General features: G+C 53.9%; 18 protein-coding genes. 10 read left to right on the forward strand and 8 right to left on the reverse strand.

Translation table 11 applies throughout. The features are described from left to right. From ENN40_00655 to ENN40_00670, 4 genes are all read left to right on the forward strand, one after another. A partial coding sequence (locus ENN40_00655; protein ID HDP93854.1) for an energy transducer TonB occupies nt 1-551 on the forward strand: 551 nt, incomplete at its 5' end. Nucleotides 552-583: 32 nt separating this feature from the next. Next, nucleotides 584-1267 (forward strand): hypothetical protein, encoded by a 684-nt coding sequence (locus ENN40_00660; GenBank protein HDP93855.1) that lies wholly within the window; start codon nt 584-586, stop codon nt 1265-1267. A gap of 18 nt (nt 1268-1285) precedes the next feature. Continuing rightward, entirely contained in the window at nt 1286-1702 is a 417-nt protein-coding gene (locus ENN40_00665) for a biopolymer transporter ExbD (protein HDP93856.1), read from the forward strand. Between the two features lie 242 nt (nt 1703-1944). Next, nucleotides 1945-3174, forward strand: a complete 1230-nt coding sequence (locus ENN40_00670) for a hypothetical protein (protein HDP93857.1) — start codon at nt 1945-1947, stop codon at nt 3172-3174. 24 nt (nt 3175-3198) lie between these two features. Here ENN40_00670 and ENN40_00675 read toward each other — a convergent pair whose 3' ends face one another. From ENN40_00675 to ENN40_00685, 3 genes are all read right to left on the reverse strand, one after another. Further along, the gene (locus ENN40_00675; GenBank protein ID HDP93858.1) at nt 3199-4107 is read right to left on the reverse strand and encodes a diacylglycerol kinase family lipid kinase; all 909 of its coding nucleotides are present in this window, start codon (nt 4105-4107) and stop codon (nt 3199-3201) included. Between the two features lie 65 nt (nt 4108-4172). Then, nucleotides 4173-4640 (reverse strand): nucleoside-diphosphate kinase, encoded by a 468-nt coding sequence (locus ENN40_00680; protein ID HDP93859.1) that lies wholly within the window; start codon nt 4638-4640, stop codon nt 4173-4175. A gap of 1 nt (nt 4641) precedes the next feature. Beyond that, nucleotides 4642-6021 carry a hypothetical protein gene (locus tag ENN40_00685; GenBank protein ID HDP93860.1) on the reverse strand — a complete coding sequence of 460 codons (1380 nt, stop codon included), beginning with the start codon at nt 6019-6021 and terminating at the stop codon, nt 4642-4644. A gap of 58 nt (nt 6022-6079) precedes the next feature. On the opposite strand from ENN40_00685, the gene ENN40_00690 reads away from it, so the two are divergent. After that, entirely contained in the window at nt 6080-7645 is a 1566-nt protein-coding gene (locus ENN40_00690) for a hypothetical protein (GenBank protein HDP93861.1), read from the forward strand. On the opposite strand, the gene ENN40_00695 is transcribed toward ENN40_00690, so the two are convergent. The 5 genes from ENN40_00695 to pbpC are packed head-to-tail and all read right to left on the reverse strand — an operon-like array spanning nt 7581 to nt 16717. Continuing rightward, a complete protein-coding gene (locus ENN40_00695) occupies nt 7581-8969 on the reverse strand; it encodes a hypothetical protein (GenBank protein HDP93862.1) in 1389 nt (462 codons plus the stop codon). The two genes, ENN40_00690 and ENN40_00695, sit on opposite strands and share 65 nt — an antisense overlap. Nucleotides 8970-8990: 21 nt before the next feature. Further along, a complete protein-coding gene (locus tag ENN40_00700) occupies nt 8991-11093 on the reverse strand; it encodes a hypothetical protein (protein HDP93863.1) in 2103 nt (700 codons plus the stop codon). A gap of 47 nt (nt 11094-11140) precedes the next feature. Further along, nucleotides 11141-13030 carry an O-antigen ligase domain-containing protein gene (locus ENN40_00705; protein ID HDP93864.1) on the reverse strand — a complete coding sequence of 630 codons (1890 nt, stop codon included), beginning with the start codon at nt 13028-13030 and terminating at the stop codon, nt 11141-11143. A 4-nt stretch (nt 13031-13034) separates the two neighbouring features. After that, entirely contained in the window at nt 13035-14192 is a 1158-nt protein-coding gene (locus ENN40_00710) for a DegT/DnrJ/EryC1/StrS family aminotransferase (GenBank protein ID HDP93865.1), read from the reverse strand. Between the two features lie 53 nt (nt 14193-14245). Continuing rightward, complete coding sequence (pbpC, locus tag ENN40_00715) at nt 14246-16717, reverse strand: penicillin-binding protein 1C (GenBank protein ID HDP93866.1); 2472 nt, start codon at nt 16715-16717, stop codon at nt 14246-14248. Here pbpC and ENN40_00720 point away from each other — a divergent pair. From ENN40_00720 to ENN40_00740, 5 genes are all read left to right on the forward strand, one after another. Next, nucleotides 16683-17348: a hypothetical protein gene (locus ENN40_00720; GenBank protein ID HDP93867.1), complete on the forward strand. Its 666-nt coding sequence runs from the start codon at nt 16683-16685 to the stop codon at nt 17346-17348. The genes pbpC and ENN40_00720 overlap by 35 nt on opposite strands. Before the next feature lie 102 nt (nt 17349-17450). After that, nucleotides 17451-19073, forward strand: coding sequence for a DNA repair protein RecN (locus ENN40_00725; protein ID HDP93868.1), 1623 nt, complete (start codon nt 17451-17453; stop codon nt 19071-19073). After that, nucleotides 19070-20362, forward strand: coding sequence for a tRNA (N6-isopentenyl adenosine(37)-C2)-methylthiotransferase MiaB (gene miaB / locus ENN40_00730; protein ID HDP93869.1), 1293 nt, complete (start codon nt 19070-19072; stop codon nt 20360-20362). Before ENN40_00725 ends, miaB begins: the two co-directional genes overlap by 4 nt. A gap of 128 nt (nt 20363-20490) precedes the next feature. Further along, nucleotides 20491-21000, forward strand: coding sequence for a DUF177 domain-containing protein (locus ENN40_00735; GenBank protein HDP93870.1), 510 nt, complete (start codon nt 20491-20493; stop codon nt 20998-21000). A 3-nt stretch (nt 21001-21003) separates the two neighbouring features. Continuing rightward, nucleotides 21004-21186 carry a 50S ribosomal protein L32 gene (locus ENN40_00740; protein HDP93871.1) on the forward strand — a complete coding sequence of 61 codons (183 nt, stop codon included), beginning with the start codon at nt 21004-21006 and terminating at the stop codon, nt 21184-21186.

The raw sequence follows: 21186 nt of genomic DNA on the forward strand, positions 1-21186 counted from the left end.
CGCCGCCTCCGCCTGCAAAGAAGGCTTCTTCCAAGGCCAAGGTTAAGTCCGGCCGTGAGCGTGCCGAAAAGCCGGAGGAGCGGCGCGCGGTGATTTCCGGCCGGCTTGTGGCGCCGGTTGAAATTCCCGAAGAGATCGAAGAAGAGGATGTCAGCGATTTCGGCATCGACGGCGGCATTGAAGGCGGTGTCGAAGGTGGAGTTGAAGGCGGTGTCATCGGCGGCGTACTCGGCGGTGTGTTAACGGATACCACCGATACCAGTGATGCCATACGTGTTACCACGGTGCAGCGGCCCAAGTTGATCCGGCGGGTAGAGCCGGAATACCCCTCAGTGGCTTTGAAAGCCCGCATTCGCGGCCGGGTGATTGTTGAGGCGGTCACCGATATCTACGGCCGGGTTCGGGACGCACGCATTATCAGCGGCCATCCCCTGTTAAACGCCAACGCGTTGGCGGCGGTCAAGCAGTGGATTTATGAACCCTACATTGTGAACGGGGTTCCCAAACCGGTGAAGTTTACGGTTATCATTACGTTCAGTTTGCAACAGTAGTTTTTTAATTTAAACAGAATAGGAGGTTTTCTATGCAATTCACTATGCAGGAAATGTGGGCCCACATGGGATTATTATCCAAAACCGTGGTTTTTATCCTGCTTTTCATGTCGGTGTATTCCATTGCCGTGGGCGTGGAAAGGCTGCTTGTCTTTAATAAAGCCAAAAAGCAGTCCAACATTTTGCTCAAACTGATCGGCAAGCTGTGGCAGCAGGGCAAGGTGGAAGAATCCGCCAAACTGGCTTCCGATAAGCGCTTCAAGAACAGCCACCTGGCCAAGGTACTGGTTGCCGGTTTGAATGAATTGGAGTTCCAGAAAGAGAGCAAGGCCGATTACGCTACCCAGGTTGAATCCGCCAAGCGGGCCATTGATCGTGCCACCATCAAGAGTGTCCAGGAATTCAAGCGCGGCTTGAATGCCTTGGCGTCCATCGGTTCAACCAGCCCCTTCGTGGGCCTGTTTGGAACCGTGTTCGGCATCATCAACGCCTTCCAGAGCATGTCCGTATCCGGTTCCGGCGGCATCGGCACCGTGGCTGCGGGTATCGCCGAAGCCCTGATTGCCACCGGCGCAGGTATCGGCGTGGCCGTGATCGCAGTATGGTTCTTTAACACGCTGCTGAACAAGGTGGACATCTTCACCGGAGAGATGGCCAACGCGTCTTCGGAACTCATCGATCACTTCGTAAAACTGAAAGCCAACAAAGGAGCGTGAGTCATGGCCGGCGGAGGAATGGGATCAGGCTCTGCCAAATCAGAGCCCAATGTTGTCCCGCTGTGTGACATCCTTCTGGTTCTCTTGATCATCTTCATGGTGGTCACACCCATGATCCAGAAGGGGGCCAACGTAAAGCTCCCTGAAGCGGCGAACACCCAGGACCAACCTGAGCCCGGGCAATTGATCTCCGTCGATGTCAAAGCCACCGGCGAGATCTACTTGGAGAACAAGTTGCTGGAAGATGGATTGAACAGTTTGCCTTCAGCCATCGAAACCCTCATGGAGGAAAACCAGCAGACCGAATCCAAAGTTCTGCTCAAGGCTGATATCAATCTTGAATACGGTAAACTGGTGGATGTGATGAACGCCATCCGTGAAGCCCGGATCGAGGTGGTAGGTCTGGTTACTGAGAAACTGGCGTCTTCAGAATAAGCAACCTGACAAAACCATAAAAAGGGGAAGCTTCGGCTTCCCCTTTTTTTTCTCATTATAGTGCTGCAATGCCTGATCCGGCCGCATCAGGTCGGTCGGATCTTTCAGTAGAACCCTGGTTAAATCGTTCTCGAATCAGTAATTCTTTCTTTATATAGGATACCGCTAGCCCCCATTGACAGTTTCATATTGAAGGCCTAGAATCAATCCTTGCATCAAATTGATTCTTTTCATCATCGATCATGAGAAGACGCAACTTCATATTGAGTAGTTCAGTCTTATTGGCAGGAGCCGCCGCCGACTACACATCCCTATTCGGAAATCCTGTCTATCAATTGCAAACACTTCCTGAAAATACATTAAAAAGAACAATTTTCTATGGGACGGATCCCAGGCAAAAGATCCATATTTACTCAAGACCCCTCCCATTTGTTGACCAATCGCGCTATCTGGTTGTGAGCATACCTGGTGGAGGGTGGTATAATCACAGGGAAAGCTGGGAAAGCGATAATTCAAAAAGGGAATTGATTCAACTCCTTGAGGACCACGTCGATGTTGCTTATATCGACTTTAGACCTGCCGAAAGCAGCCTGATATGGCCTGCGCAAATGCAGGATTGGATTGCTGCGTTAAGCCTGCTCAAATCAGAATGCAACCCCAGAAAGATTGGCGGGTGGGGGCATTCCGCAGGTGGGCACGGGATATTGACCTTGGCAACCCATCCGCAAACGTGTGAGGACATGCACGCAATAGTAGCGGAAGCCGCGCCTTCAAATTTGGCCAGGCTGGATTCTTTCTGGGACAGATTATTCGGAACGGATACTCCTTTTGCCGCTTCTCTCTTAAGCGCTTCCCCTTTTTACAACCTGGAAAACCTGGGGAGCCGGGTCTTGTTGGTCCATGGGAAAAGAGATGATCTTGTTCCTTATGGCCAATCGGAAGATCTTCATTGTCAGGTAATCAGCAGAGGCAAGGAATCAAAACTAATCCTTTTGGAAAATGCCAATCACAACCTGATGCCTTATGATTCTCAGCAGCCGGTAGTATTAAACCTTGAACAGATTGCAACCGCAACGAGTTGCTTTTTAGAGGAGGGATTACTGGTAGGAAACCCATATTTCAAGAGGAGTCGAATCGAAACAGAAATAGGACACATCTACCCCCCTGTTGAGCGGATTGAAAGTAAAAGGAAATCCAGGCGTGGTCCAATCAGGCTTGATGCACTTGAGATAAAAGACCGGGAGGAAGGAAACAGTGAAGCCTACCGGATATACAATGTTTCCGGAACAGGTTTGAATTTTATTGAGGAAATTCCCAAGCAAGGGGCAATTACAATTTATGGGATTCCGGCAAGGTTTAAGAATAGAGAAGTGGAATTTCTAGTCACGCGTGTTGTCCAGAGCGGCGCAGGCGATCTCATTGAGAGCCGGACCAGCCGGACTTTTTCGGTGTTCGACGAATATTGCGCATAACACATAAAGACCTGAATCCAGTTCTCAGGAAAGCCTGCAATCAGCGGGAACCCGGATACGGATTTTGCTGGGAAGGGTTTCTACGGTGTAGCGGGAGAGCTCTTCTCCACCGTATTCTCCGTCGATGGTGGAAGGGAGAACACCACTCAGTGACTCAATCACCAGTCGCTGGAATTTAAAGCCGCGGTAGAACGGCGCCTTGTGAATGTTCCCCGTAAACAGGCGCTGTACATTGAGTCCCCCGCCCAGCAGAGAGAATTTCTGAAGGATACACAGGTCCAGATGGTTATCCACCGGAGAGGCAAAAGGCGCAATTACGGCTTTGCCTCCGTATTGTTTGAAATTGGCAAACGCCACTATCAGGATCTCGTCATCAATGTATTCGCGGTCATCCATGCGGATGCGGACACGGAAGGAAGGCATTTCAAAATAGCCTTTGAGCCCGTAGTAAACGTAGGGCATGATGCCGCGGTACCGGGACTGCAGGTTGAATTTTTTGGCGATCAGGCCGTCCAGACCGACTCCGGCCACGTTGAAAAAGAAGCGATCGTTCAGTTTACCCACATCCACGAGGGTGTCCGTGCCCTGAACCAGGGTGTCCAGCGCTTTGCGCCAGGATAGGGGAATGCCCAGGTTGCGTACCAGCCCGTTTCCCGAACCTCCGGGCAAAATGCCCAGGGTCTTGTCCGTTCCAACCAGAGAACCGGCAATGGAGTTGATGGTACCGTCACCGCCGAATGCCGTGATAATGTCAAAATGGGGCAAAGCCTGACGGGTGATTTCACTGCCGTGTGCAGGGGAATTGGAATTGATGATCGATACCGTATCAAAGTGACGTCGTAACTTCTGAAAAATCACGGAAGCGGCAATATCTTTGGACACGACGCCGGAAGAGGGGTTGAGAATGATGAGGATGCGCTCGTTCCGGGGCATAGGCGGATTATAGCACAGTTTGGTTGCAGGCTGGGATTGAGGATAGATGAATTCCGTGCCGGATCCTATTCAGGTGGTGAAAGTAGATCCGCGTCTACCGCGGTGATATCGAAAAAATCTTCATCCGGAAAAAAAAGGGCGATTTCCCGGCCGGCGGAAGTCAGGGAATCGGATGCATGGACCAGGTTCTGGGTGATGTGCAAAGCGAAGTCGCCGCGGATGGTACCGGGGTGGGCTTCATCGGGACTGGTGGCTCCAACCAATGTGCGCACGCGTTGAATGGCTTGGGGGCCTCTCCAGACACTGACGAAAACAGGTCCGGAAGTGATAAATTTCAGCAGGCGCTGATAAAAATCCTTGCCCTGATGGGTAGCGTAATGACTGGCCGCGGTATCCCGGGATAGTTGGCGCAAATCCCCCGCAACCATGACAAGTCCCTTTCGCTCCAAACGCCGGATGATGGTGCCAAGCAGGCGGCGCTGCATGGCATCGGGTTTGACCATGACCAAAGTGAGCTCAATGGGGCCGCGCATACTATTGGCCTTTTACCAGACCCTTGAGTAAGGTGGTGATAAATGAGTGGAAAGATTTCAATGTGACATCGAACTCGTCGCTGAAATTGGCTTCCGTCAAGTGGTTGTAGAAATAGAGGAATTCATTCCAGTCCTTGTACTGCAGTTGGTTCAAGTCGGTTTCAATAAAAAGGTTCAGATCAAACAGGATATCAGAAGGTGGAATATGTTCTTTGCGTGAAAAGTAGTCGTTAATTTTTGAATGCAGGTGGGATAATTTTACCCGCACCTCGCCGGCCTTTTCCTTTCGGGATATGTAGTTTTCAAATATCGCGCCACCGGTAATTTGTGGGTCAAAGACCTGGGCGATGGCTTCGATTAATTCCTTAATGGCCATATCACAGATAATGACCATGTTCTTCAGCACTTTGCGGCGATCCGAGCGCTCATTCCGGGTATCGAAGAAATTGGGGAGCTCGCCTTCAAAGATCTTCTGGTATTCCTGTTTGAAATTTTCGAGAACGGTCTGGATAATCCCGTCTTGTTTTTTCCCCAGGTTCGTCACCACATGTTCCCGCAAGAGGTTGTCGTGAAATGTGTATAAATTCTCCTGACTCCGTTTCAGTGCCAGAATCAATGGGATGATGTGATCGAGGTTGCGGCTGCGGTTGAGATTGGACTCAATGAAATTGTTGATCTTCATCACGCGGAAAGCGAAAAGAAAGAACAAACCGATCTGGCGGCGGAAGTCCTTTTCCTCTATACGGGCAATAATACGGGAGATGTCGGGCTGGTAGATTTTATCCATCTTGGGAATAAAACGCTTTTTGATCAGGGTCATGATGATGGGGTTCAGCGTGAGTTCCCGGTGGTAGAGTTTCTTGATGGCGGAGAAAGTGCGCTGGGTCACGACATCGCCCTTTACGAGTTCCGAACACAAGTGGCGCAGGTTCTGCAGAAAAATCCTCAGGCTGGAAAACCAGGACTCCGGGGAATACGTGTCGGAAAAAGTGGGGAAAGACTTGGAAGTGTAGATCTCAAGGATTTCCTCTACAATGAATTCTTCAAAGTTCAAGAGAAACTTGTCTTTTTTGAAGTCCACTTCCTTAAGCAGCTGAATAACTCGGGCTGAAACCTGCGTGAAGGTATGCAGGTAAATGGAATAATTGCGCAGCTCCGCGGTGGAAAACCGGAAAATCTGGCTTTCCAGGAAACGGGAAGAAAAAAAAGCTTCCGTGCTTTCCAGCCATAATTTCAATTCATACAGGCTCAGCAGCAGTTTCTTTTCTTCAATGCGGTTGACCCATTGCTGGAAAACGGTTTGCCATTTGTCTTCCGCAGACATATGCGGATCCCTTGAGTAAAAATACTCGGAGATGTTTTCAATTTCCTTACCGGTCATGATGGTATTGTAAGCAAGCCCAATCGGGTTTGCAAGTCGGACCGGATTTTAGCTGGCAATGGGAACCGCCATACGGGATTGGACGCTTGCGCGTCTTTTCGCGGGCGGATATAATTTCAACTCGGACTTACGATCTTGCAGTGAACGGCAGACTGAATGGTCCAGGAGTAATATGAAGCGTTTCATTTTTGCGTGTTGTGGTTGGCTCTGGGTTGCCCTGGTTCTCAGCGGTGCCGGCGTGTCTTTCTCTCCTTATGGGGTAAACGCCCACCTGGCGGATAACGCGACTCTAACCCGAGCGGTTGAGGCGGGGATACACTGGATCCGCATTGATATTGACTGGCGAAGTTGTGAGCCTCGGAAAGGGGAGTTTCGCTTTGCGGATGTTGATCGGGTGGTTGATTTCGCAAAAAATCACGGGTTGTCCCTGCTGGCGGTTCTGGCCTATACACCGGATTGGGCCAACGGCGGCAAAGGGCCGAACTACCCCGCTGATCATTCTTCCGACTGGAGCCGCTTTGTTTCCGTAACCGTGCAGCGCTACCGGCAAAAGATCAAGTATTGGAGCATCTGGAATGAGCCCAATGTGCCGGATTTCTTTTTTCCGGGAAAGGATGTCTTTGTGTCGCAAGTCTGGAAACCGGCGGCGGCAGCGATTCGCAAACAAGACCCGGGTGCATTTATCGTGGGCCCGGATCTGGCCCACTGGACCACCACCAACCAGGAGTGGTTTTTGTGGTTGAAATACATCCTTGTATCTGTTGGAGAAGAGATCGATATCGTCAGTCACCACCTTTACGACTCCAGGGGAGGTCAATACGTGTTTGAATTGTTGGAATCGGGTGAACCCCTGATTCCCGCGGTAAAAGACCTGTTGTCGGACCTGGGGTTTGCTGAACACCCATTCTGGTTGACGGAAACCGGGTGGAACACCTTGACGTTCTCCGAGGATATGCAGGCCGGGAATTACCTGGAAACCCTGCAATTGCGTCGAAGTCGCGACTACCCGGACAAGGTGTTTTTTTACGAGTTGCGGGATGATAAAAACCCCGAGGTTTCTTCCTGGGGTATCCTGCGTAACGATGGCACACGCAAACCCGCCTTTCATGTGTACAAAAACTTTATTAACGGCGATTACCCCAATGATGATCCGGATCCCATTCCCGAAAAAGATGCGGGGGATTGTTATGCGGAACGGTTGATCCCCACCACGGCTCAATCCGGACTTTTCGCGCCCTTGAGGCGGTTGCGGCGTGATCTGGTGCAGGGGGTTCCCGGCGGGCGTTTCTGGGCAGACGCCTACTTCCGGTGGAGCCGGGATTTGGCACGAATCTCTTTAGAGGATTCGCGCCTGTTTCACGGCGGAGTCCGGCTGATCGCACGCACCGTTCGGCTGATGGCTCGACAAGAGGGCAACTTCTGGACCTCTCCTTTGCCGGAGGATTTCGTGCGGATGGTGCGCAAATGGCTGCATCTGGCCCTAAAAAAGCCTTTACATCCTGAATTGCGCCGCTTGTTGCGCAGCGCGGAAAAACTAACCCGCCTCTTACCCGAAGAGCTTACCCCCCTGAAAGTGGTCCGTCACCACCATTTCCTTTACGCGCGAAAACATTTGTCTTGGTAGCTGAACGGCAGCGCCGGTCGCAGAGATAGCCGCAGCAAAAACCCATCAGCGAAAGGCCCAGCCCCCAGGGAAGAGAAGCCGGCCAGTGAGGCAGGGAAAGGGGCAAACCAAACGCGTTCAGGGATGAAACCAGGGCGAATCCGCCCCCTGTCGCCAGGCTGAAAGCGCCTGCGCGCGGGGAGGGACGGGAGAGGAACAAAGCGGCCATGCCCGGAACAAACAGGCCCGCCGCCATGATCTCTGATGCCACACCGAGGGTTTGCAGGATTGACGGCAATCTCAGGGCGGCCGTGGCGGATAGCACGGCTGCGGCAAAGGTTCCCCACCGGGCCCTGGGCAAGGAGTTTGATTTGCTTGAATTGAGCAGGTCAAGGCTGAGTGTCATGGCTGCCAGGTTTAACGCCGTGTCGGCGGTAGACAGGATTGCCGATCCCAATCCGAGAAATACCAGGCTGCACGCCCAGAGGGGTAGGGCGCGCTGCAGACCGGCCAGCACTTCACCGCTTTCAGAAGCCAGCGGGGCCAACGCCACGCCAGTGGGTATTACCATAAGGTATAGGGCGAGTACGGCCGCCGCGGCGACCAGGATCCCCAGTCGAGCGCAACGTGTGGTCCGGGCCGCAGCCACCCGTTGCCATACAACCGGGGAGATCACCCAGGCCAGAGTGAAAGAAAATACCATCAGGCCATGATCGCCTGCTCCCGCCAGGAAGCGGGTCATGCCTCGGGGGATGGATTCGACCGCGTCTTGACCCACAATCAGGTACATCACAATCAAAGCGGTTCCCAGCAGCACCAACTGAACGCCGTCGGTCCGGACAACGGCCAGAAAGCCGCCGACAGCCGAGTAAGAGCAGACCAACACGGCTCCCCCAAGAACGGCCGACGTATAGGGCAGGTTCAGCATGCCTTTGAGGAATTGGCCCCAGGCCACGAATTGAGACGAGGTAAGCAGGATCAGGTAGATGAATATCAAGGCGGCCGCCGCGTTTGTGACCCACCCTCCGTATACTTTGCGAATGAGCCTGGGCAGGGTTGTGAACGCATGCTTGCGGATGAATCCGGTAATAAAAAAAAACACCATAAGGGTGAGGAGGGTAGGTACGGCCATCACCCACAAGGCTGCGTGGCCCTTTTCCGCAGCCTGCTGCAGGGTAACCAGAGTGGAGGCTGCGCCTACCCAGGAAGCCGTCAGGGTAACGCCTACCCAGAGGGCACCCAATTTGTGGGAAGCAAAGAAAAATCCGTCTGTACCGTTCCGGGGACGTCGAATCCCCACCATGATAAGCAAGCCCGTATACAAAGAGAGAATGAGCAGAGTCATGAACCGTACCTAGATTGCCTGCTATAAATAGCCCAGTGATTTCAGGCTTTCAATCTCTTTTTTCTTGAGGGAAGAAGCTATCGGGGTGATCTTTTCCAGGCGGCGGTTACGAAGGGTATCGACCAGACGTTGAAAGAAATATGACTGGTGGAGGGGATGTTCCAGAGGGGTTCGGCCACGGGGATCGTTTTCAATGTTGATCACCCGGCATGATAGTGAGTCGCCGTAACCGGTCAGAATGGCTTGATAAGGATACTCCAGTACGGACCAGTGGTTGTGATATTCCGAGAAAAAGATGCTGCGACTGACCAGGGTCGGGACGGGGCGTGCCCGGAACAATCCCTTTTCTCCTGTCCCCGGCAAGGGAGCGCCGGCGAAAATGCGGCTCAGGCTGGCGGTCAGGTCAGAAGTGGTGACCGGATGTGAAATCACGCCTCCAGAGTCGGACCACCCCGGGATGGCAAAAATGACGGGAATTCGCAAGCCCTCCGGGTGCATTACCGTATTGTGACCGATCTCTCCGTGCTCACCCAACCCCTCACCATGGTCTCCCAGGACAATGACGGCGGTACGCTCATGCAGTCCATGGTCTTTCAAGGACTGGAGCATCTTGCCCACCATGGCGTCGGCGAACAAGAGGTTTTCGTCGTATGCATCGTTGAGTAACTCAAGGTCTTGCGGAGAATGTTTCCGCGTCGAATGTTCCTTGCGGCCGAAGTAGATCTCTTTTAATTTTTTCAGGAATCGGGGGTTCGGGTAATCCTGGTAACCGCGATGAAAAGAGCCGTAATAGGGCGGAGGCATCAAGTAATCGATGTGGGGTTCACGCATATGCAGATAGGCAAAAAAGGGTTTTTTTCTCTTCGCGGATTCCTGGATGATCTGATCCAGCCGGGGGGGGAATTCGGAGGCCAGGGGTTGCGGGGTTTCCTGGAACAGTTCAATGAAAGTGGAGAAACCCTGCTCCATGTGGAATGCCCGTCCGCAATAGGGAATGGCGGAAACGGCTGCCGTATGATATCCCGCTTGTTCCATTTTTTCCGCCAGGGTGAGAATGCCGGGGTTTAATCCGCCGAAATAGTTGCTGACGGCATTGTGTTGATCCGGGGCCAGACCGCTGAAAAGGGTGGCGGTTGAGGCCAGGGTATAGGCCGCTTCCGCCCAGGCGTTTTGGAAACGCCAAGCGCGCCTGGCAAGAGCGTCAATGTGGGGGGTTGTGGGGCGGTGGTACCCGGCGCAGGAGAAGCGGTCGGCACGGGCGGAATCGAGCAGGATCATTAACACGTTCATCCCCGAGTCTTTGCCGGGTTCGGGTGTTTCGGGGACGTATGGATCCGCCGAGTTCAGAAAGCGCGTGCGTTGTGAAGCCAGGAGTCCGAATGTCATCGTGGAACCATCCATGCGGAAACGCAGTCGCCTGATTCCGTCCGGCCATTTGGCAAGGTCCAAATTGATGCAATCTTTTCTGTGCCATTCGCGATGAAACTCGACGTCTTCCCCATTATCAATTGTCAGGCGAATCCTGGGAATGGGTTGAGAAAACCGTATGTTCAGGTGCCCCTCGCCTGTCCGCATCAAATATTCCAAAGTAGACGGCAATTGAATGACAGCCAGAGGGGGTGGGGTTATCCCGGCCGGTTCAGAACGACCCGGTGGGGCGATCGCCAAGTGGTAAAAGCGGATGCGTGCCGCGGTATCCGGGACAAAGGATATCAGGTTTTCTTTCTTGCGCAGGAGGCGCCGCGGCAGGAGTACCCGGTATTCGGACGGGGGCTTCGGCACCAACTGAAGTTCTTTCAGATGATGTTGGTTTAAAAGAACGCTGAGGCTGGTAGCGTCTTCGGCGCGTAAGCGCAATGTCAAGAGCAGGGTTTGGGCGGCATCCAGTGTGAATCGTACGCTTCCTCCATCCAAAGGAATGCTTCGGTAGGTATGGCCGTCAAACAGAGAACCGCTCCAGTTCCCCACAAAATGGGTGTCGTCCTCGGGGGATTGCAAGGCAAACCCGCGTCGAGAAGATGTGATCTCGGGAAAAACGGTTTCCGTTACCGGGCTTTCACCCGAGTTACAGGCAACGGCCAACAAAAGAGAGAATATTGCGAGTCCTTGCCAAATGATTTTCATGTCGGCATTGTATCATGGAGAACCGGGGCGGGGCAAAACCGCGAATTCTACGGCATAAGGCCGTGGACCTGTATCCCCAGGGTGCGTCCTTCCCGGCCCAATCCCATGCGCCGGAGGTTGAAAATGGGCTGTACGCGAAACTCAAGCCATCCCCCCCGGGAAGAGTGCAGGATCAATGGCCATTCCTGAACCGATTCCGCTTGCATTTTCCGGATTCTTTCGCCCCGCCACAGCACTTGGACCGTTTGTTTCCCCTGCGGCAGCCTGTGGAAGGGGGCATCAGCCACCAGGCGGATTAGATCATAATTACCTGCCGGTAGATAAGTTCCCGCTGCGGCACGTGTCCATTGAAAAGGCAGGCCATCCACGCGTTGATCCTTGGGCCACATGCCGTAGTTGTACGGGACTTGCCTGGCGAGGCACCATTGCAGCGGGTGAAGTCGGGAAAACTCCAGGACCGAACCAATCACAAATACCAGGAACAGAATCGTGGTGGTCAAAACCGGGCGTTTAACGAGTGTTTTAAATCTTGATGACGAGGGTTCCAACAACCATGCCATCAACCAGAAAAGCAGCGCCAATTCCGGCAACCAGAGTGGCGTGCCAACAAGGAAAGCCACGAGGGTGGTCCAGAGCAGCGGCAGCCAGGCGGGTTGCCGCGGCCTGGCGGTTATGACCCACAACAACCCCAGGAAAAGAATCGCACCCACGACACCTGTTTCGCTTGCGAAGAGCAGGTACTGGTTCAGTGGGAGGTCTTCCAGATGTTTGCGGCCGAAATTCAGGTTTTTCAGGGCGAAAAGAAAATTTCCGGCTCCCACCCCGGTAATGGGCGCCTCGCTCATCAATCGCAGCCCACTGCGCAACATGGTGATCCGTTGGTTGGAAGCCCGGTCCAGAGCGGCAACCCATCCATCTTTTTCCAGGCTGGTGTGAAATCCGGTGAGGGTTTGGGTGATGCGATGTCGCAATATCCCGCCACCCGCCAGCAACAGCGCCAGGCAGCAAAGAAGCATCAGCAGGCGTGTGCGCAAACGCCACTTTTTGGTTACCAGCATAACCAACGCCGCGGCAATGACAAAAATAAATCCGGTACGGCTGCCCGAAAGTACCAGCCCGTACAGCGCTGCAATCATCAGCAGAACGGTCTGCGGAAAAGTCAACCCGGGGCGCTTGCCGGGAGCGGGTTTTTTGTGTATATGGTTCAGCAGAGCCGCCAGGAATACAAAACCCGACATGAAACCCAGCGCGTTGAAATCGGATGTGCCGCCGTTTAACTGGTTGTGGTAAACAAAATATCCGCGGGAAAGGAAGTGCGGGGCGATAAAGCGCTGTACCACGGCGATTAAGAGGGTGACTGTATAGCCTGCGAACAGGTAATTGAGGGCCTGACCACGTGAAAGTTTGTGATGTCGCAGCATCATGAACAGATGCGGAGAAACAATGGCCAGCATCAGGGTGATGGTTGGGAAAACAACAGCGAAAGAGACCCGCTGCCCATCGGGTGTCACTGGCGTATCCCGTAAGAAGGCGTGTCCGGCAAGCGTCAAATTGCTCCAGCGTAAAACCAAAAACAGTGCGGAGATAACCACGATCATGGCCATCAATGCGGCCATGAATGCCAGGGGATGCCGGCCGTCGAGAGGTTCCCGCTTCCACATGGAGACCAGTATCATGCCGGAGAGCATGAAAAGGGGTGTCCCCATATAATTGAAAGGATATCCATTGGGATCCAGGGCCGGCAACGCGGATGTCCAGGGCAAAGCGAAAAGAAACCATAACAATGCTTTGTCCGGGTGATACAGGTAGAACGCGATTCCCAGTGTCAGGGCGATAACGGGAATTAAGATAAAATTCAAGTGGATGACAAAAACCAACAGACCGGCGATTAACGCCGCGACAAAGCAGATCCCCAGCAGGACCCGGCCGCCGGTCAACGGGTTACTCCTTAAAGAAATCCCGCACGGCTTGTGCGACTCTGTCCACTTCACCGTCTTCCAGATGGGGATGCATGGGAAGAGACAGTACTTCCGCGGCCAGGCGTTCAGAAACCGGAAAATCCCCTTTTCGATACCCGAGGTTGCGGACACCGGGTTGCAAGTGGCAGGGGATCGGATAGTGAATTCCGACACCGATTTGTCGGTTACGCAGGGATTCGGCCAGCTGATCGCGTTTGCAAGTCTGGATCACATACAGGTGATAAACCGGATGCCGCCCGTCACCCGCGGTGAAAGAGACAAGCGGGAGCCCTTGTAATGCCTTGTCGTAACGGGCGGCCAAGTCGATTCGGCGTTGGTTCCACCGGTCCAGGTGTTTTAATTTCAAACGCAAGACCACGGCTTGCATTTCGTCCAGGCGGGAGTTAAAGCCGATTTCTCCATGGGTATACTTGTCGGTCTGGCCGTGCAGTCGCAGCCTTTGCAGGGCGTCTTTCACATCTTCGCGCTGGGTGAGAACAATGCCGCCTTCTCCGAGAGCGCTGAGGTTCTTTGAAAAGTAGAAACTATAGGCGGCCGCATCGCCGAAAGAGCCGATCTTTCGCCCATTGAAATCAGCGCCATGGGCCTGGGCGCAGTCTTCAAGTACCTGCAGCCCGTTATCGTGGGCGATCTGCATCAACTCGTCCATTTTGGCCGGCATGCCGTACAAATGCACGGGAATCATGGCGTGTACCCTGCGCCCTGTTGTTTTGTTGTAGAGTTTACCGTTGCGAAGCGAGCAGTTCTCGCGAATAAAATCGTTGACCGCTTGGGGTGAAAGCGTAGCGGATTCTTTGTCAACGTCCAACATAACCGGTACGGCTCCGCAGTGCGCAACCGCTTCCACGGTGGCGAAAAAGGTGAAGGCGGGCACAATGACTTCTTCATCGGGAAGGATGCCGAGTGCGAGGAGGCCCAGATGGATCGCGGCGGTTCCGGAACCAACCCCGACCCCGAAGCGGGCTTCGGAGTAGCGGGCGAACTCATTTTCGAAAGCGCTCATGTGAGGACCCAGCATCAGGTGCATATTCACAAAAACTTCATCCCAGGTCCTGTGCAATTCATCCCGAATCTCTTCGTATTGGGCCCGGATGTCCACTAATTTGATTTCTTTATGCAACGGTATCCTCCAAATGAAATTCGCCCAGAGATTAGCAGAGCCTTCGAATGAAGTCAACCGGAAGTGTAGGAACGGATCACCAGAAGTCGCCGCTGCTGCTGATTTCCCTCATCGTCAACCACCATGATGCGATGCCATCCCGGATCCAGCAACAATGCTTTTTTATGTGTGCCCCGGGTCTCACCGTGGTATTCTCCATCCACGTACCAGAATACGCGTGATGCCGGCATGCTGTGCGCGACGGTTATCGTGATGCGTTGCCACACCCCTTGAAAATCGCGGGGAATCATGATTCGGGCGTTGGGTTCGGGGTAGACGATGCGCAAAAAGTTGTCGGTCGCGGCAGCCGGGCAGCCGGGCAGATGGGGCGGGAGGGGCTGGTATCCGATGCCGCGGCTGCGCATGAACTGTGCAACCTCAGGCGGCAGTACCAGCCGTGTGTCGGACTTGTATTGACCGGGAATCCAACATTGTGAGCATACCTGGTATATTCCGTCCCGGGTAAGGTAAACCTTACGATGATAGGGGCATATGGGCAGCGGCCGCGCCCGTAACGGGGCATCCACGGTGACGGTATGGGGACAGTTCGGCCCCGCCCTGAAACCACTGTCCCGGCATAGAATGACTTTCTGGAAAATGACTTCCTGACGGGAAAACCAGGACGCCCGATTCCCGGTCGGCAGCGAATTGAACAATTGGAACATCAATGGAGCGGCCGTACCGGCACCGGAAAGTCGGGGATTGCCTTGCCCGTTGAAATTGCCCGCCCAGATGCCGATGGTCCAGGTAGGGGTCAAGCCCAGAGACCAGGCGTCTCTTTGCCCGTAACTGGTTCCGGTTTTCCAGGCCACGGGTCGACTGCTGCTGAACTGTTGCCAATAGTATTCAGCCCCGGGCCGCTTCAAGTGGCGCAGAATGTCCAGGGTCAGAAAGCAGGTCTGGGAAGAAATCAGGCGCGGAGAAAAAAAGGGTTTGATTCCTCCGGCTCGGAAACGGGGCGGGTGGAACTCACCCCCGGCGCCGAGTCCGCGGTACAAGGACGCCAGTTCCAGCAGGCAGGCTTCACCACCGCCCAGAATCAAAGTCAGGCCATATTCATCCGGGTTACGAAAGAGGGTGGACAGGCCGGCGTTCTGAAGAAAACGATACAGGCGGTCCGTACCGTATAGGTTCAACAGCCGTACTGCGGGCACATTTAAGGACTGGATCAGCGCGTTGCGGGCTGTCACCAATCCCCCGTATCCGCGGTCGGCATTGGCCGGAGAGAAAGCGCCGTAGAAAGTAGGGACATCCCGTATCCAGGTGCGGGGCAGAATCAGACCGGCGTCCATGGACAGTGCGTAGAGAAACGGTTTTAGAATGGAGCCCGTTGATCGCGGAGCGGCGGCTCCGTCGATGGGACCCTTTGCGGCAAAGTCAAAGTAATCCGGTGATCCTACGTACGCCTTCACCTCTCCGGTTTCAGTATCCAATACCACTGCCGCGATATGTTGGATTCCTTCGCGGGTGGTGGATCGCGCATAATCAGCCACTGCGTGTTCGACAGCGGCTTGGATTTTCCGGTCCAGTGTGGATTCATTGATTTTACCGCGGCAGGAAGGGTCATTGTGGAAACGTTGGGACCAATGCGCCCCCGCGATCTGAAAACTGTGCAGGTTTGACGGGAGCGGTTCCTCGCTTGCCAGGCGGGCGATGGCCGGTGAAATGACGGCCTCCTGTTCCAATCTCTTTAAAAGCGCGTTTCTTTTGGTTCGCAACTGTTCCCGGTTCATCACCGGAGAGATCAATCCGGGAGAATTGGGCAGAACAGCGAGAGTAGCGGCTTCGCTCCATGTCAGTTGCTGTGGCGTTTTGCCGAAATAGCGCATCGCGGCCGCCTGGATTCCCTCGATGTTGCCTCCATAAGGAGCGTGATTCAGGTAGGTGAGCAGGATCCGGGATTTCGACCAGCGCAACTCGAGTTTGAACGCCTGCAGGGCTTCAAGGAGTTTGTTGATCAGTGTCCTGGGGCGTCGGTGCGCCAGACGGATGGTTTGCATGGTAAGGGTGGAAGCCCCTTCAACCACTTCCAGGTGACGTAGGTTCTTCCAAGCCGCACGCAGCACGGCGTGAAGATCAACACCTGCGTGCCAGGGGAAATGACCGTCCTCGTACATCAGTACGCAAGCCAGAAGCGGCTTGGGAATGCGGTAATCGGGATCAGGCGGGAAACGCCATTGCTGGTCCGCAGAAAGAAAGGCGCGCAGAAGCCTGCCCTGGTGATCGCGCACCACCGTGCTGTATTGGTTTGCAAAACGAGGCAAGGGTATGGCCAAATATGCGGCCAGCATCAGCAGGACAACCAGAGACAAAAACAGGCATCTCCGTCGCCGGGGGCTTTTGCATCCATCTCGAGGCATGGCAAAAGTGTAACAGTTTGTCGCGGTCAAGAAAAGGTCAGGAAAAGCGTTTGGTGTAAACTCCTTTCGCTTTGACAGCGTAGTTAAAACCATGAAACCGTACCGTCGCATGTTTGCGTGTTTCATTGCATCGGCATGGATGATTTCTCTGTCTTTGCTATCGGCACATGTGTACTTCCATGTCAACCTGCGGCTATGTGTTGAAGGGGAATACCGGTCGACGCATGCCGATCATTGCTTTCATGGCCACTACCGCTGTATCCTGAATGCCCGGGCCGTATTGGAGAGGGATAACGGTGATTATATTCTCTATTCTCTGGAAAAATACGACGGAAACATCACCGAGGTTGTGTGGAAAGAATGGCTGGATTTGCCTGGTAAAGAACGGGGCTACTCTCTGAGTGACCTCGTTCATCCAGAGATAAAGATGCGATTTGCCTTGAGGGAGAAGGGAAAAGTGTTGCTGGATTTTTTGGTGGAGGCGGATGTTTCAACCCCGGGTCTAAAGAGACTGAAGCAGAAGTTCTTCTGGCCCCGCAGTTTTACCGCGGCTGGAGGAGATGAAGAAGAAAATTACAAGCAGGGGATTTTTCGGGGTTCCAACCGCGTGGAATGGCAAGAGTCAGCCATGAAGAAACCATCTGGTGTTGTGGGGGAGTGCAGTTGGAGTTGGAAAGATGTCCGCAAGCAATGGACGCATACCCAGCGGATTGATCTGAGTTTCAGCGCGGCCCCGGAGAGAGGGGAAACGCGTTGACTTTTTTCCGGGCTTTGGTTATATTGTGCTCTCTCCGATCCGTGGAGATCTCTGTTTGCCACAGGGAAAACGCGGGGACTTTCACAACTTCCGGGGTTGCACATGCTGTCCTTTCTAACGGTTGAGAACTTCGCGGTGGTCCAAGCCGCCCGACTGGATTTTTCTCCAGGGCTGAATGTGCTCACGGGGGAAACCGGCGCGGGCAAATCTATCCTGATCGGCGCCTTGAACATGTTGTTGAAGCGCAAGGCCTCATCCAGCGCGATACGTGACGGCGCGGAGCGCCTGGTTGTGGAGGCTTTGTTTGTAAACGGCAAAGAAGAATTTGTGCTGCGCCGGGAACTGGGGCGGCGAAAATCGATCTGTTTTATCAACGGCGGCATGGTTCCGTTTGACCGCCTGCAAGCGGAAGCAGAAACAAGGTTGAATATCTATGGGCAGAATGAGCATGTGTTTTTGCTGAACCCGGCCAATCATGCCCAATACCTGGATGCTTTCGCGGAAAACGCTGGTGGACTGAAAAACCTGGCCTCAGCCTTTTCAGAACTGCGTCATTGTTTAGAGGAGATGAACGAACTGCAACGGCACAAGCAGGGTATGGAGGAACGCCTCGATTTCCTGGCCTACCGGGTCAAGGAGATTGAAGAGTTGGACTTGCAGCCCGGCCAGGATGAGGAGCTGGCGCAGCGAGCAAAGATCCTGGGATCCGCTGAAGAGATCCTGACCCGCACTTCCCGCTTAACCATGCAACTCTACGAGGGGGAAAACGCCCTGTACAACCAGGTAACGGATGTGATAAAAGACCTGCGTTTCCTGCAGGAGATCTACCCGGACCTGGAACCGTTTTCAAGGGACCTGGACCAGTTAGGCGGCATGATTCCTGATTTGTCAAAGTACCTGAGTGGAGTCGCCGGCCGCGTCGAGTACGATGAAGGCGAACTGAATCAGTTGGAAGAAAAACTTTTGCGTATCCGGCGCCTGAAAACCAAGTACGATACCGACCTGGACGGCCTGTTGCAACAGCTTGAAAGGATGCGGACTGAAAGGGAGCGACTGATCCACATGGATATGTCTTTGCGGGATTCCAGCCGTAGGGTGAAAGCGGCTCTGGATCTCTATCGGAAGGAACTGGAGGACTTGAGGCGCCGTCGGCGGGAATATGCCAGCAAATTGGGCACGGTTATGGAACGGGAACTGGAACGATTGGAGTTGCCCCACTCCAGCTTCGAGGTGCGGATCTTTGAACAAGAAGTCACGGAACACTCGGCTTCTGAACGTGGGCCGGACCGGGTGGAGTTCTTTTTCTCTTCAAATCCCGGCCAGGCGCCGGCCCGTGTTCGTGATGTGGCATCAGGAGGTGAATTGTCCCGCTTGATGCTGGCGTTAAAATCCTTGAGAGATGAGAATCGCGGAATCACCAGTATTTTCGATGAGATCGATACGGGCATAGGCGGCAAGACCGCCGAATTCGTGGGCGAAAAACTGCAACGCATTTCCCGCCAGAACCAGGTGCTGTGCATTTCACATTTGCCCCAGATCGCCGCTTTTGCAGATCGTCACTTTCTCGTTGAGAAGCGTTTTGAGAACCAAAGAACCTTCAGCTCTGTGCGTATTCTGGATGCAACCGAACAGGTGCGGGAACTCGCCCGGCTGATGGCCGGAAGTGCCGTTAACGATGATGTGATTCGCGCCGCGAAAAATCTGCGGGAACAACATCGTTCATGACATTCTTTATTCACACCTTCGGGTGCCAGATGAATGTCAACGATTCAGAAAAGATGGCATCCGTTCTCAGCCGCGGGGGAATGAGACCGGTAGAGCGGGTAGCGGATGCCCGGGTGGTTGTGGTCAACAGTTGTGCGGTCCGCGCCAAGGCCCGGGAAAAAGCCCTTTCGTTTATCGGTCGTTTGCATCCGGATCAAATCGTTATCCTGGCCGGGTGTGTCTCGCAGGCGGAGAAAGAGCAACTGCTTACCCGCCACCGACGGATCGATTTCCTGGTGGGCACCCACCAGTTTCATTGCTTGGATCACATTGTTGCCGGCCTGCTTCAGAGCCGGCATAGGGGGGCGTCCCTGGGTTTCTCGCGACGCTGGACGGAACTTGTTCCCGATGCATTTGCCCGCAGCAGTTCAGTGACTGCTTATGTGTCCATCATGGAGGGTTGTGACAATTTTTGTTCCTATTGCATTGTTCCCTTCACCCGTGGGCGGGAAAAAAACCGCCCCGGCCGGGACATACTGGCGGAAGCCCGCTCACTGGCTGATCAGGGATACCGCGAGATCGTGCTGCTGGGACAGAACGTCAACCACTGGATTTGTCCGGAAAGCCAAGAGACATTTCCCAGCCTACTGGATCGCCTGGCATCCGTCGCTGATGTTCAGTGGATTCGTTTCATTACTTCCTATCCCGGTTATCACGATTCCCGGCTGGTTAGAGTCGTGGCCTCCCATGACCGCATCGCCCGGCATATTCATTTGCCGGCACAATCCGGCTCGACCCGCATTCTGCGGCGCATGAACCGCAATTATTCGCGAGAGGAATATCTCAAGATCATATCTCAATACCGTCGCGCCATCCCCCGCATGCGTTTTTCATCTGATTTTATCGTCGGCTTTCCGGGAGAAACCGAAAAGGATTTCATGGCAACGCTGTCGTTGCTGCGTAAAGTGGAATATGAATCCGTGTTTTCCTTTGCCTACTCTTCCCGGCCCCTGACCCGGGCCCAAGCCTGGGGGGATGATGTGCCCCGGGAAGTAAAGCGGGAGCGGCTTCGGATTTTGCAGCAGCTCCAGGAAGAAATTCAGTGCCGGCGCAATCGTGCCCTGATTGGCAGTGAGCAAGATGTACTGGTGATGGCGCCCCATCCATCAGCGGTCAAAGAAGTGATTGCCCGCACGGAGAGTTACCGTGTGGTAAATCTCGAGTCCAGGATGCCACCGGGCAGCTCAATTCGGGTGCGGATCACGGCTGCAGGCCCCCATTCGCTTCGCGGCGTGGAGGTAAGAAATTAACGGCGCGGTCGAAAAAACGCCAATTCTTGCCTGATGTGTCAAAGATTCCGGACGCGTGGGTTGTCTTGACTTGTCGACATGGATATGGTAAAAAACCATGTATCGCTGATCACTGAAAAGGAATCCGAATGCTCATAGAAACAGCAAAAATCGGCCCAGCCGGCATGTCCCTGGCGGACATGATCGAAATGGGGGACGCGTCCCTCGTTGACGAAGATGGAAGTTACCTGGATGACATCCATTACTCTGTTCATCTGGTTCGTGACGGTGAGCGGATTCGTGCGCGAGGCAGTGTGCGCACATCGATCTCTCTCACTTGTGGGCGTTGCCTGGAGGAATTTGAACAGAAGGTCAACTCCCGTTTCGACATTATCCTGTTCCCCGTGCAACGGGGGGATGGTGGTTCGACCGGGCTGAAAGAAAACGACTTGGAAACGATTTTTTTCCAGGGAAACCATATCGACCTTACGCGGATTATGTCCGAGCAGGTGAATATCTGCATTCCCGATTATCCCGTCTGCCGCCCGGATTGCCGTGGAATCTGTGCAAATTGCGGCGTGAATTTGAATTTTGAATCCTGCCAGTGCGAGCAATCCAGCGCATCCTCCGATTATTGGCCGGATAAACTCAAGAGGTGAATGATGGCATTACCCAAAAGGCGACATTCTCATCAGAGAACCCATAAACGCAGATCCCATGATGCCCTGAAAGTAGAGGGTCTCTCAGTGTGTCCCAATTGCAAGGAACCCAAGTTGCCCCACCGGGTATGTGGCGGTTGCGGGTACTACAATGAACGGCAAATTGTCAAGGGAAGCGAAGAATAG

It is taken from the genome of Candidatus Aminicenantes bacterium (genome assembly GCA_011049425.1).
Lineage (GTDB): Bacteria > Acidobacteriota > Aminicenantia > UBA2199 > UBA2199 > UBA876.